Origin of the sequence: Luteimonas deserti, assembly GCF_013425765.1 — a bacterium.
GTDB lineage: Bacteria > Pseudomonadota > Gammaproteobacteria > Xanthomonadales > Xanthomonadaceae > Luteimonas > Luteimonas deserti.
This window is the reverse complement of record NZ_JACCJZ010000010.1, coordinates 124,107-137,621: the sequence shown is the minus strand read 5'-3', so window position 1 is coordinate 137,621 and position 13,515 is coordinate 124,107. Positions and strand designations below refer to the sequence as shown.

General features: G+C 70.6%; 6 protein-coding genes and 2 pseudogenes. All 8 read left to right on the top strand.

Going from position 1 to position 13,515, the window contains the following annotated elements:
* The first annotated feature begins 137 nt into the window (after positions 1 to 137).
* The 8 genes and pseudogenes from H0E82_RS04155 to H0E82_RS04115 all read left to right on the top strand — a co-directional run bounded on the left by H0E82_RS04155 (position 138) and on the right by H0E82_RS04115 (position 13,469).
* Positions 138 to 827: pseudogene (locus tag H0E82_RS04155) on the top strand (response regulator transcription factor).
* Positions 811 to 2,111: pseudogene (locus H0E82_RS04150) on the top strand (sensor histidine kinase). Before H0E82_RS04155 ends, H0E82_RS04150 begins: the two co-directional pseudogenes overlap by 17 nt.
* A 123-nt stretch (positions 2,112 to 2,234) precedes the next feature.
* The gene (gene recC / locus H0E82_RS04145) at positions 2,235 to 5,657 is read left to right on the top strand and encodes an exodeoxyribonuclease V subunit gamma (RefSeq protein ID WP_180544096.1); all 3,423 of its coding nucleotides are present in this window, start codon (positions 2,235 to 2,237) and stop codon (positions 5,655 to 5,657) included.
* Positions 5,648 to 9,271, top strand: a complete 3,624-nt coding sequence (locus H0E82_RS04140) for a UvrD-helicase domain-containing protein (protein WP_180544338.1) — start codon at positions 5,648 to 5,650, stop codon at positions 9,269 to 9,271. Before recC ends, H0E82_RS04140 begins: the two co-directional genes overlap by 10 nt.
* Positions 9,272 to 9,593: 322 nt before the next feature.
* Positions 9,594 to 11,795 carry an AAA family ATPase gene (locus tag H0E82_RS16760; RefSeq protein ID WP_235974165.1) on the top strand — a complete coding sequence of 734 codons (2,202 nt, stop codon included), beginning with the start codon at positions 9,594 to 9,596 and terminating at the stop codon, positions 11,793 to 11,795.
* A 269-nt stretch (positions 11,796 to 12,064) separates the two neighbouring features.
* Complete coding sequence (locus tag H0E82_RS04125) at positions 12,065 to 12,481, top strand: PDDEXK family nuclease (RefSeq protein WP_180544094.1); 417 nt, start codon at positions 12,065 to 12,067, stop codon at positions 12,479 to 12,481.
* A complete protein-coding gene (locus H0E82_RS04120) occupies positions 12,451 to 12,903 on the top strand; it encodes a hypothetical protein (protein ID WP_180544092.1) in 453 nt (150 codons plus the stop codon). Before H0E82_RS04125 ends, H0E82_RS04120 begins: the two co-directional genes overlap by 31 nt.
* Before the next feature lie 401 nt (positions 12,904 to 13,304).
* Positions 13,305 to 13,469 carry a DUF1153 domain-containing protein gene (locus tag H0E82_RS04115; RefSeq protein ID WP_235974164.1) on the top strand — a complete coding sequence of 55 codons (165 nt, stop codon included), beginning with the start codon at positions 13,305 to 13,307 and terminating at the stop codon, positions 13,467 to 13,469.
* Positions 13,470 to 13,515: the final 46 nt, after the last annotated feature.

The following is a 13,515-nucleotide window of genomic DNA, read 5'->3' as shown; positions in this document are numbered from 1 at the left end:
GCGTCGCGGGCGCGCTGTCGGAACGCGGTCGGAGATTCCTTCGCGGCGCATTAAGTCCGCGCGGACGCCGCGGGTTCGTCTGGCGGCAGCGCGCTGCCGCGGGCATGCTAGGTCGCGATCGCCCTGCACGGACCGCCATGCGCCTGCTCATCGTCGAGGACCACGCGCCGCTGGTCGCCAGCCTGTTCGCCTACTTCGAAGCGCGCGGCGCGCAGCTCGACGCGGCGCCCGACGGCGTGGTCGGCCTGCACCTGGCGGTGACCCAGACCTTCGATGCGATCGTGCTCGACTGGATGCTGCCGCGGCTGGAAGGCCCGCAGGTACTCAGGACGCTGCGCGAGCACGGCATCGACACCCCCGTGCTGATGCTCACCGCGCGCGACCAATTGCCCGACAAGCTCACCGGGTTCCGCGCCGGCGCCGACGACTACCTCACCAAGCCCTTCGACCTCGCCGAACTCGAGGTGCGCCTGCTCGCGCTGATGACCCGCGCACGCGGCCGCAGTGCCGCGCGGGCGCTCGAGGTCGGCGACCTGCGCCTCGACCTGGCGACACTGGAAGTGCACCGCGGTGGCCGTCTGCTGCACCTGTTTCCAGCGTCGCGGAAACTGCTGTAGGTGTTGATGCAGGCCAGCCCCGCCGCGGTCAGTCGCCAGCAACTGGAATACGCGCTGTGGGGCGACGAACCGCCCGACGGCGACATGCTCCGCTCGCACATCTACGAACTGCGCCGCAGCGTCGACGGCGACCAGCCGGTCAAGCTGGTCCACACCATTCCGCGGGTGGGCTACCGCATCGCACTCGACGCCCATGCGCCGGCGTCCTAGCCTCGCGCGGCAGATCACCCTCGCGGTGGTCGCCTATGCGGTGCTGCTGAGCATCGCGCTGTTCGTGCACGGCGTACTGGTCAACGAGACCGCCGAGCGCATGGTCTGGAAGACCCTGCTCGACACCCAGCTGACCGAGATCCTCGAGCGGCAGCACACGCAGCCCGGCTACGAATGGCGCAACAACGGCCGCTTCGACCTCTACGCACTCGACGCGCCGGGGGATGTGCCAGAGGCGCTGCGCCGGTTGGCGCCGGGTTTTCACGACAGCATGGTCTACGGCGGCAACGAGTGGGCGGTGCTGGTACGGGCCGGCGACGCAGGTCGCCTTGCTCTGGTGCTGGACATCGACGGCTTCGAAGACCAGGAGCGGGTGCTGATGCGGCCGGTGGTCGCCTCGTCCGCGCTTCTGCTGCTGTTGCTGGGCGTTGCCGCCTACTTCGGTGCGCGCCTGCTGACCCGGCCGCTGCGCGACCTCGCCGCGCGCATCGCTGCGCTGCGCCCGACCGCCGCGGCCAGCGTGTCGGCCTGCCGCCGCGGTCGAGTTCGGAACTGGCGATCATCACCGGCGCACTCGACGACTACCTCGAACGCAACGAGCAATTCGTCGATCGCGAACGTGCGTTCATCGACACTGCCAGCCATGAACTGCGCACGCCGCTGTCGGTGATCCGCAGCGCCAGCCAGATCGCGTTGTCCGGGCCGCGCACGCCCGAGGCGATGGCGACGCAGCTTTCGCGGATCGCGCGCACCACGCAGGAGGTCGAACAGCTGATCTCCGTCCTGCTGGTGCTGGCCAAGGATCCGGCGCGCGCGCTGGCCGGCGCGGAACGCCTGCATCTCGACGCCTTGCTGCCGCGGATCGTCGACGATCACCGACCGCTCGCAGCCGGCAAGGATCTGCAGCTCGTCGTCGACGCGCTGGCGCCGGCCACCCTGGTCGCGCCCGAGGCGGTGGTCCGCATCGCGATCGGCAACCTGGTGCGCAACGCGATCGAGCATAGCGACCGCGGCACGATCCACATCAGTCTCGAACCCGGCGGACGCGTGGTGATCCGCGATCCCGGACACGGCATGACGCCCGAGGAGATCAGCGCGCTCTATGCGCGCCTGGCACGCGGCGGCGAGCGCAGTGCCGGCATTGGCTTGGCGCTGATCGCCAGGCTCAGCGAGCACCTGGGCTGGCAGCTCGATATCGACTCGGACCCGACGCGCGGCACCGTCGCCCGGCTGCGATTTCCGGCGGCCGCCGGTCCGCTGCCCGGCGAGACGCCCGCAGACTGACGTCCTGCGTCGCCGAGTCTGCGTCCGCCGAATCGGCCTGGCTGCAGGCGCAGCTGCACATCGTCGTAGCCGGGTGACCTCGCGGATCGCAGGCGCTGCGACGCACTGCGGCACAATCGCCGGATGCCTGCCGCGCCCACGCCCGACTTCCGCCTCTATCACTCCAATGCGCTGGAGGTGCTGGCGGGCCTGATGGCGCACGCGCTGCGCACGCCGGCGCCGGGGCAGTCGCTGCTGGCGCCGGATGTGGTGCTGATTCCGCAGGTCGCGATGCGACGCTGGCTGCAGGCGACGCTCGCTGCCGAACACGGCGTCGCCGCGAACCTGGAATTCGTGACGCCGGGCGAATTCGTCGGCAAGGCGCTGTCGGCGAATCTCGGCCCGCCGACCGACGAACCCGACGCGGCCGCGCTGCGCTGGCATCTCTACGCCGCGCTGACCGATCCGGCCTTCCTCGCCCAGACGGCGCTCGCCGCACTACGCGCGCATGTCGACAGCAATGATCCGCTGCGGCCGTGGGCGCTGGCCGGCGAACTCGCCTCGGTGTTCGAGAAGTACCAGGCCTGGCGCCGCGACTGGCTGCTGCGCTGGGAAGCGGGCGCGGATACCGACGATCCGCAGGCGATCCTGTGGCGGCGCATCGCGCGCGGCCGCCAGCATCGCGCGCGGCGCATCCAGCAGTATCTCGACCGCTTCGAAAGCCCCGACGCGCCGTTGCCGGTCGGTCTGCCGCCGCGGCTGTTCGCGTTCGCCACGCTCAACGTCTCGCCCGACGTGCTGCGCGTGCTGGCCACGCAGGCACGGGTGGGCACGCTGCATTTCTACGTGCCCTCGCCCAGTCGCGATTACTGGGGCGATCTGCAACGCGTGCGCGCCGGCGGCGCCGAGGCCGCGCGCACCGAGAATCCGCTGCTGCAGGCCTGGGGCCACGCCGGTCGCGATTTCATGGCCGTGCTCGGCAGCTACGAAGTCGTGCATCCCGATATCGAACTGCGCAGCGATGCCGATCCCGGCGAGGGCGGCGGCGCGCTGCACGGCAGCCTGCTGCGTCGGCTGCAGTCGGACCTGTTCCAGCGCCTGCCGTCACCGCCGCTGACGCCGACCGCGATCGATCCACGCACGCGTCTGCCGGCATTGCGGCGCGACGATCCCAGCCTGCAGGTGCACGCCTGCCACACGCGCCTGCGCGAACTGCAGGTGCTGCACGACCAGTTGCGCGCCCTGTTCGAGGATCCGCGTTTCGACCCGCCGCTGCAGCCGCGCGACGTCGCGGTGCTGGCGCCCGACATCGATCCCTATATCCCGTATCTGGATGCGGTGTTCGGCGGTCGCGGGCGTGAGGGGCAGGCCGCGCACGAGCACATTCCCTACGCGCTGGCCGATGCCAGCCCGCTCGCCGGTGAGCCGCTGGCCGACGTGTTCCTGCGTCTGCTCGCGCTGCCGGTCGCGCGGTTCGGGCTGGAAGAAACGCTGGATCTGCTGGCGAGCCCGCCGCTCGCCGAATCCGCCGGGCTGGATGCCGGTGCGTTCGCGCGGCTGCATGCGTGGCTGTTCGCGGCCGGCGCGCGCTGGGGCATCGACGCCGCCCATCGCGCGCGCCTCGACGCGCCGGCCGACGACGCCTACACCTGGGCCTTCGCGCTCGACCGCCTGCTGCTCGGTCACGCCAGCGGCAGCGATGCGCCGATCGCGACGGCATCCGGTCACCTGATCGCACCATTGCCCGAACTCGAAGGCAGCGCGCTCGATGCGCTCGACACGCTGGTCCGCCTGCTGCGCGTACTCGCGCGCCATGCCGATCTGCTCGGCGAGGCGATGCCGCCCGAGGCCTGGCGCGATCGCCTGCTGCGCCTGCTCGACGCGTTGCTGCCGAAGCCGCCGTCCGCGCCCGCGACCCAGCGCGCGCTCGACCGTTTGCGCAGCCTGATCGACGCCTTCGCCGCCGATGCCACGCGCGCCGGCTTCGATGCGCCGGTGCCGTCGGAAGCCGTACGCGCGCATTTTGCTGGTGTGCTCGGCGAGGCCGACACGCGCGCGCCGCTGCTGACCGGTGGCGTCAGCGTCGGCCGCATGGTGCCGATGCGCCTGCTGCCGTTCCGCGCGATCTGCCTGCTCGGCATGGACGACGGCGACTTCCCGCGTCGCGATTCCGCGGCCGGACTCAACCGTCTGACCGCCGAACTCGGCACCGATCGTCGCCAGGTCGGCGACCGCAGCACGCGCGACGACGACCGGTTCCTCTTCCTGCAATTGTTCGCCGCCGCGCAGGACGTGTTCTACGTCAGCTACCAGGGCGCGGACCCGCGCGACGGCAGCGTGCGCGAGCCTTCGGTGCTGGTGACCGAACTGCTGGCCGCCGCCGATGCGCAGCACGCGCCGGACGCGCACGCGGCGGACGACCTCGTCGTGCATCACCCGCTGCAGCCGTTCGCGCCCGCCGCGTTCGGCGCCGGCGACGAGCCGCGTCGTTTCTCGTATCGCCAGCAGTGGTGGCAGGCCGCATCGCAGCCGGTGCAGCGGCGCATCGCCTTGCCGGCGTGGTTCGACGGCACGGCGCTGCCGCCGATCGAAGAGGCAGAGGACGCGTTGTCGCTCGATACGCTGCGCCGCTTTCTGCAGGCGCCGGCCGAGACCTTCCTGCGCCAGCGGCTGGGCATGCGACTGGCCGACGTCGAGACGCTCGAAGGCGATGTCGAACCGTTGCTCGCGCCCGGCCGCGGCCTCGCGAAACAACAGCTGCAGCGTGCGGTGTTCGAGGCGCGTCTGCGCGGCGACGACGATGCGACCACGCAGGCCCTGCTGCGCGCACGCGGCCTGTTGCCGTCCGGCCCGCTGGGGCGTCGCACACTCGATGCGGTGCGCCGCGAAGTCGACGGTTACGCCGAGGCGTTCCGCGCATGGCGTGGCGATGCGATCGCCGAATCACCGCGGATCGAGGCCGACATCAACGTCCCCGGATCAGGTCCGGGACAGGCTGTGCGCCTGCACGGCCGACTCGGCGACGTGTATCCGCATGGCATCGCGCGCGTCCGCTTCGATGCGCCGAATGGCAATTCCGCGATCCGCGACGGCCTCGACTGGCTGCTCGCCAGCGCCGCCGGACTTGAGACGCCGCTGGTGCAGTTCCACGACGGCGGCGATGCGGGTGCCGGTCCGCATACGCGCGCCACGCTCGCACCGCACGAGGCCCGCGCGCTGCTCGCGCATCTGATCGCACTGCGCGCCCAGGGTCTGCGCGCGCCGCTGCCCTTCGCGCCCTATAGCGGCTGGGAACTGTTCAACGCGCCGACGCTCGAACGCGGTCTCCAGAACGCAGCGAAGAAATGGCACGGCAGCGACCGCAGCTGGGGCGAGGGCAATACCGAAGCGCTGCGTCTCGCGCTGCGCGGGCGCGATCCGTTTACCGACGCCGCCACGCAGATCGCGTTCGTCGACCAGGCGATGACGGTGTTCGGCGCGGTGGTGAAGGGTCTGGTCTACGGCGGCACCGATCTGGATGCGCTGCGCACGATCGCCGCGGAACTTGACGTGGAGGAATCGGAATGAGCAGCACCGATCCCTACCTGCTGCTGCCGCTCGACGGCGTGCGCGCCATCGAGGCCTCGGCCGGCACCGGCAAGACGTTCACGCTGGCGACGCTGGTCGTGCGGCTCGTCGTCGAAGGTGGCCTGCGCGTCGGCGAAATTCTCGCGGTGACCTTCACCGAAGCCGCGACCCAGGAACTGCGCAGCCGCATCCACAAACGCCTCAAGATGGCCGAGGCGCTAGTCGAGGCCGACATCGGCGATGACGCGCCTCCCGAAGCCGCGCTGACCAGTGCCGTGCTCGTGCAGCATCTCGCACGTGGCGAGGAAAGCGCCGACGCCTTGCGGCGCCGCCTGCGCGCCGCGGCCGACGAGATCGATCTCGCCGCGATCTTCACCATCCACGGCTTCTGCGCGCGCGTGCTGCGCGAACACGCGCTGGAAGCCGGGCAGGGTTTCGACGCGCCCGAACTGATGGCCAGCGACACCGCGCTTCGCGAAGCCATCGCCGCCGATCTGTGGCGCTCGCACGGCGTCGAGCCCGATGCCGCCGACGATCTGCTGAGCTTGTGGTCCGGCGGCCCGCTCGCGCTCGCCGGCGATCTGTCGCCGCTGGTGCGCGAACGCGTGCTGCGGCCCGCACTGGCCGACCTGCCCGACGACCCGGCGCCGCGTCTGCGCACTGCGGGCGGCGCGCTCGCGCACGCGTTCCAGGCGCACGGCGACGATCTCCGCGCGTCGCTGATCGAGGCCGTCGACAGCAAGATCCTGCACGGCGCCAGCTACAAGGCCGACTGGATCACCGCGCTGTTCGCCGATCTGCGCACCTGGTGCGCGACCGGCGATCACGACGCGCCGTTCCAGCACGCCAAGCTGGCGAATCTGCGTCGCGACCGGTTGATCGAGAAGACCAACAAGACCGCCAAGGGCCCGACGCCGGACTCGCCCGTGTGCGATGCGATTCCCGCGTATCTCGATGCGCTCGACGAAATCGCCGAATGGCAGGACGCGCGCCGCGTCGAGCTGCTGCACCGCCTGCGCGATGACGCGCGTGCCCGCGTCGATCGTTTCAAGCAGCAGCAGCGCGTGCAGACCTACGACGATCTGATCGACCGTGTTGCCGATGCCGTCGATGGCCCACAGGCCGACGCGCTGGTCGCGCAGCTGCGCGCGCAATACCGGGTCGCGCTGGTCGACGAATTCCAGGACACCGATCCGCGCCAGTGGCGCATCTTCGAACGCGTGTTCGGCGCCGCCAGCTGCGCGCCGGCGCTGTTCGTCATCGGCGATCCCAAGCAGGCGATCTATGGTTTTCGCGGCGGCGACGTCGAAACCTATCTCGCCGCGCAGGCCTCGGCCGAACTGGCACCGCCACTTGCGCTGAACTTCCGTTCGCGCCCCGGTGTGCTGCGCGCGGTCGCGGCGCTGTACGCACAGGCCGATGCGTCGGGACATCCGCCGTTCGTCGATGCCCGCATTGCGTTTCGCGAAGTCGCACCCGGCGGCGTGCGGCGCGACGACGACTATCTGCAGGGCGGCGTGCCTGCGCCCGCGCTCACGCTGTGGCAGGCACCCGATCCGCCGCCGGACCACAAGGGCAAGCTGAAACCCTGGAGCGCCGGCCGTTCGCGCGAACTCGCGACGCAGGCCTGTGTGGCCGAAATCCATCGCGTGCTGTCCGATGCGCGCGAAGGCCGCGCGCTGATCGAGGGCCGCCCGGTGCAGCCCGGCGACGTCGCGGTGCTGGTGCGCTCGCACAGTGAGGCCACGCGCATCCGCGCCGCGCTGGCGATGGTCGGTATTCCCGCGGTCGCGGCCGGAAAGCAGAGCCTGTTCGCGACCGCGGAGACACGCGATGTGCATGCGCTGCTGCTCGCGCTGCTGCACGGCGCCGATGACGGCCGCCTGCGCATGGCGCTGTCGACGGTGCTGATCGGTGAGGACGCGACGCAGGTCGCCGCACTCGACGAGGACGGCGACGCGCTGCGCACCTGGCAACTCGCCGCGCTCGGCTGGCGCGATCGCCTGCAACGCGGCGGCCCGCTCGCCCTGATCACCGATCTCTGCGCTGCGCACGCGGGCCGCCTGCTCGGCCTGCTCGATGGCGAGCGTCGCCTGACCAACTATCTGCAGCTCGCCGAACTGCTGCAGGAAGCGCAGGCGCATGCGCTGGGTCTGCACGGCCTGGTCGACTGGCTGTCGCGCGCGATCGCATCCGCCAGCAGCGACGACGACAGCCAGTTGCTGCGCCTCGAATCCGACGCGCGCCGGGTGCAGGTGGTCACGCTGCACAAGAGCAAGGGGCTCGAATATCCGCTGGTGTTCCTGCCGTTCGCCGGTATCGGCGGCAAGCCGCGCGACGCCGCCCGCCACGTCACCGTGGCCGACGACGCCGGCCGCGCCCTGCACTGGAAGCTGTTGCCGTCGCGCTCGGGCTGGGACGCGGCGAAGCAGCGTTGGCAGGACAGTCAACGCGCCGAAGACGCGCGCCTGCTCTACGTCGGCCTGACCCGCGCGCGCCATGCACTGTGGATCGCCAGTGGCAAATTCTTCGGCCATGACAAGGCCGCGATCGCGCACATGATCGCGACGCCAGACGCGCTCGCCGAAGCACTAGGCAGTGCCATCCGCATCGACACTCAGGCGCCGCCGGCATCACTGCCGTGGCTGCCGCCCGAATCCGAGGACGTCGTGCCGGCCGCGCGCGTCGCCACGCGCTCGCTGCTCAGCGACTGGTGGGTCTACAGCTTCACCCAGCTGGCGAATGCCGAGTCCGGCCACGACGCTTCGAGCGCATCCACGCAGGCCGCGCCCGGTGGGCTGGACGAGCCGGCTGTCGATCCCGATGCCGCGCCGGACGCTGCGGTCGAGAGCGATGTCTACGACCCGCGCTTCGCCGGCGCGCGCTTTGGCGTGGTGCTGCACGACGTGCTCGAACGCAGCGACTTCGCGCAGTGGTCCACGTGGACGCCCGATGCGCCCGCACCGGAGGCCGATGCGGACGTCATCGTTGAGCGCCTGCGCGCCGCTGGTTACGCCGACGCCGATCTCGACGACGGCATCGCCGTGCTGACCCCGCTCGTCGGCCAGACGCTGACCGTCACCCTGCCCGAAGGCGTGCGCCTCGCCGACGTGCCGGCGGATGCGCGTCGTCCGGAAATCGAGTTCCAGTTCGCCCTCGCACCCACGCGCATCGACGCCCTGCTCGCCCTGCTGCATCGCCACGACGTGCTGCGCACCCGCAGCGGCTTCGGCACGCGTCGCCAGCTCGAAGGGCTGATGACCGGCCTGATCGACCTGACCTACATCCACGAGGGCCGCTGGTACGTGCTGGACTACAAGACCAACCGCCTGCCCGGCTACGGCCCCGCGCAGCTCGAGGCCGCGATGGCGCACAGCGAGTACGACCTGCAGGCGCTGATCTACACCATGGCCCTGCATCGCTGGCTGCGCTTCCGTCTGGGCGACGGCTACGACTACACGCGTGATTTCGGCGGCGTGCGGTATCTGTTCTGCCGCGGCCTGGATGCCACGCGCGAAGATGCGCCGGGTGTGCAGGCATGGCGGTTCTCGCCTGAACTGGTGGATGCGCTGGATGGGCTGTTCGCCGGGCGAAATGCGGAGGTGGCGGCGTGAAGTGCGTAGACAACCACCTGTCCGGCTGCGGAGCCCGTTCGGAAGTCGAGGTGGCGCGTGGATGCCGCGTTTACGCGCGCGTCCACCCTTGCCCATGCCGCTCTACCCGGGGCAGCGGAGCGTTGCAGGGCCGAGGAAGGCGATGCGGCACTCCCGCACTGCTCGCGCCTGCTCGATTCGAGCCTCTCTTCCCTTGGGGTAATGAAGGCTGCCTGCGTGCCACCGGCTCACGCGCCGGTGAACGCCTTCGGGGCAAGGCGAGTGCAGCAGCGCCGAACGCGGGTCGGGGTAAGGGAAACCGATCACTGGAAGCCCGGGCACGATGAGCACCCGCGCCCTTCTCCCGAGCCTTCGCGACGCCGGCGCGCTGCGTACGCTCGACAATGCGCTCGCGCAGTCGCTGCGGCGCCTCGATCCCGCCACGCCCGACACCGTGCTCGCTGCCGCCGCCCTCGCGTCGCTCGCCGTCGCCAACGGGCATGCCGGTTTCGATCCCGCCGCGCCGCAACGTCTCGTCGACGCCGACATCGACTGGCCCGCGGCCGAATCCTGGCGCGCCGATCTCGATGCCTCGCCTTGGGTGTCGCGACCCGCCGACGGCGAGGCCGAATCCGACGCCGATGCGCCACTGGTGTTCGAGCACGGCCTGCTCTATCTGCGCCGCTACCGCGAGTACGAACGCCGCCTCGCACTCGGCCTGCGCCGTATCGGCGCGCACGCACCGGAGCCCGGCGACACGGAGGCACTGGCGTCGCTGTTCGCGCACTTGTTTCCCGATGCCCGCACCGGCGGCGATCGGCAGGCCCTCGCCGCCGCGGTCGCGCTCCGCCACACCCTGGTGCTGGTGACCGGCGGTCCCGGCACCGGCAAGACCACCACGATCACCCGTCTGCTGGCATTGCTCGCCGCGCAGGCGCTGCACGGCCGGCACCCCGCACCGCGCATCGCGCTCGCTGCGCCCACCGGTCGCGCCGCCGAGCGCATGGCCGAGAGCGTGCGCAAGGCCGTGCAGGCGCTGGCCGCAGCCGGCGTCGAGCCCGCATTGCTCGACACCCTGCCCACCGCCGGCACCACGCTGCACCGCCTGCTCGGCACGATTCCCGACAGCCCGCGTTTCCGCCACTACGCCGACAATCCGGTGCCGTTCGATGTCGTCGTCGTCGACGAAGCCTCGATGATCGATCTGCCGCTGATGACCAAACTGGTCGACGCCGTCGCCGACGGCGCGCGCCTCGTGCTGCTGGGCGATCCCGACCAGCTGCCCTCGGTCGAAGCCGGCGACGTGCTCAGCGGCATCCTGCGCGCGGCCGGCGACGGCTCGGGTGGATCCAGTGACGATGCCGCAGTGTCGAGGCGTCTGTCCGGTGACCCCGCGTGGCGGATGCGCGCGACACCTGCCGCGTCCGTGGCGGCAGGTGCCGTATCCCAGGACGATCAGCGTTCTGGCACCGGCGCGGACGTGGCGCCGTCCGCGTCCACTGCCCCAGGCCTTCATTTCCGCGCCGGCGGGACACGCGGTTCAAGGGCGCACGGCGCTGGTCATCCAGGGAGCTCCGGCCAGGCAGAAGCGACATTCATCGATGACCCGCGCGACGCGCTGTCGGAGCGCAGCGCCCGCCCGACCCGACATGCGTCTGTCGACATCCGCGGGGCGGAGGGTGGTCATCGCCACGACGCGACGGGGTTCCCCGGCCGCCGCATCCACCTGCAACGCGGTTACCGTCAGAGCGCCGCGCTCGATCTCGCGCCGCTCGCCGCCGCCGTGCGCGAGGGCGATGCCGCTACCGCACTGTCGCTGCTCCGCACGGGAGATCTCGCCGGCGTGCAGTTCCATGAGGGCCAGGCCGATCCGCTCTCCGCGCAACGCGATGGGCTGCTCGCGCATTGGACCGCACTCGCCGAGACCACCGATCCCGCCGAAGCCCTGGCCCGTGCCGGTCGCCTGCGCATCCTCACCGCCGTGCGCGACGGGCCCCAGGGCGCACGCGGGCTCAATGCGCGGATCGAAGCGTTGCTCGGCGGCAGCATGCGACGCGGCGCCGGTCCCGGTTATTTCCACGGTCGGCTGTTGCTGATCACCGAGAACAGCTATCGGCACCGGCTGTTCAACGGCGACATCGGCATCTGTCTTGCGGACGACGGCGGCGCGATCACGGCCTGGTTCCCGGGCGACGATCCGCAGCGTCCCCGTCCCTTCCATCCCGCCGCCTTGCCGGCCCACGACAGCGCGTTCGCCATGACGGTGCACAAGGCCCAGGGCTCGGAGTTCGACGAGGCGTGGCTGGTGCTGCCCGAGCGCGACAACCGCGTGCTCTCGCGCGAGCTGGTCTACACGGGCCTCACCCGCGCGCGCAGTGCGTTGCATGTGGCCGCGAGCGACGCGATTCTGCGCGCCGCCCTCGGACGGCATGCGGGACGGTGGTCGGGCCTCGCCTGGCGTCTGGGCGCGATGCCTGCGCCCCCGCCCGCGCCTGGCGAGGTGCCCGTCGAAGCGGAACCGCCGGCGCAGGGCGCGTTGTTCTGATGCAACGCAGCCGCTGCCGCGCCACACGCATTCGCGTGGCGCGGGCTGCGCACTGCGGCATGCCCCGGGTACCGTCGGGAACGTCATCCGCCGTGTGCGTCGCCACCCCAGCGGGCATGGCGGGCCTGCCGAGCTGACCGCCGCACGCCGACGCGCGGTCCGACGCAGCCGCGCGCGCCCTGCGATACCGGCTGCACCCCGGAGAACGTGACCGCTTTCACGCAAACCGGCTTCGCGTTATCGTCCGGCGCAGGGGACAGGGGATTCGCATGGGACGCGGACGACGCAGCACGCTCGAGGATCTGGCGGCATTGCCGTGGCCGGTGGGTCTGACGGTCGGCCTGCTGGGCTATGCCGGCATCCGGCATGGCATTCCCGTGGTCTTCGCGCGCCTTGACGGGCCGTTCGCACAGGCCTTCGCTGCCCAGGGCGACGCACTGGCGCCCATCGCGTGGATGGTGCTGGCCGTGTGCTGCATCGCCTCGCTGGTGGCGTTCGTCAACGCCCGCAACCGCCGCCGCCTGCTCGACACCCGCACCGGCCTCGAGAGCCTGGCCGCCGTCGGCTGGCGCGAGTTCGAGCAGCTCGTCGGTGAAGCCTTCCGCCGGCAGGGCTACGCCGTCGCGGAAACCGGCCTGGGCGGCCCGGATGGCGATTGGAGATCAAAGGGAAGCCGGCGGCTGTAGAACATGACACCGAGGATGCAGACGACGCCGACGAGGAGACGGCATCCGAGGATGACGCGCCCGCTTGCACCGACGCGAAGGTCGACAAGGCCCCGGCCTTCGGTATGACGCTGGATCAGATGGACGAGGCCGACCGCCTGCTCGATCTGCTACGTGCCCAAGGGGATCTGTTGATGGCCGGGGGCGGCGGTGACTCTGCGGACGGCACGATCATCGTGATCGGCTCAGCGATCTTCGATAACGCGGAGGAGATGAAGGACATGATCCGGCAGATCAGCCGTCAGACACTCGATGCAAAGTCCGGCGGGGGTTCACGCGTGCGGGAGATGCCTGCGGCCTACGGCACCATCGACGGCAGCACGCCTGCACGTCTGGCAGCCCATCGCCCGAACCCGGATGCCTCTGGCGTGCGCCTGCACTGAGACAGGCTGCGGGGGCAGTGCGGTACAGGCCGCGCTGCCCCTGCGCAGCGACCGGTAGTCGCCTGAGCTCAGAAAATCGCCCCTTGACTGTGCATGGTGCCGGTCCCCGTCTTCGAGCCAGGTCGGAAGCAAACAAGCAAGGCATCGAAGTCCGCTTCTGGCCGAGGCTGTGTGAAAACCCAAATCGACTTGCCACGAGTTTGAGTTTCAGGCCACGGGGCGCGAGAAAACCTCCGCGAAACTCGCGGAGAAGGTACGAGATTGATCATTCTTTGATCACCCCCAAACTCTCTGGGAGTTTTCCACAGCCTCGGCCAACAGCGGACCAACTTGACGAGGAGCTTTCCGAAGGACCCACTGAACTCCTGCGCAGATGTTGCGTTTCGACCAAGGAGACACCGATGAGCGAAGAAGAAGAGATCAGGCGCTGGATGGCCCGGCGCAAGTCGGCGCTGGTGCTGAAGATCATTCAGAGCAAGACAACGGTGGCGCGGGCGAGCCGGCAATTCGACCTGACGCCAGCGGAAATCGAGAACTGGATCCAGGACGGCAAGCGTGGATCCTGACGATCGCGTGGCTGTTCCGCGGGCGATAGCGCCGTTCCGCCGTTCC

Excerpts from the sequence above, each read along its gene's own strand:
- recC (WP_180544096.1), top strand. The coding sequence starts at position 2,235 with ATGCCTGCCGCGCCCACGCCCGACTTCCGCCTCTATCACTCCAATGCG.
- H0E82_RS04125 (WP_180544094.1), top strand. The coding sequence starts at position 12,065 with ATGGGACGCGGACGACGCAGCACGCTCGAGGATCTGGCGGCATTGCCG.
- H0E82_RS04115 (WP_235974164.1), top strand. The coding sequence starts at position 13,305 with ATGAGCGAAGAAGAAGAGATCAGGCGCTGGATGGCCCGGCGCAAGTCG.
- H0E82_RS16760 (WP_235974165.1), top strand. The coding sequence starts at position 9,594 with ATGAGCACCCGCGCCCTTCTCCCGAGCCTTCGCGACGCCGGCGCGCTG.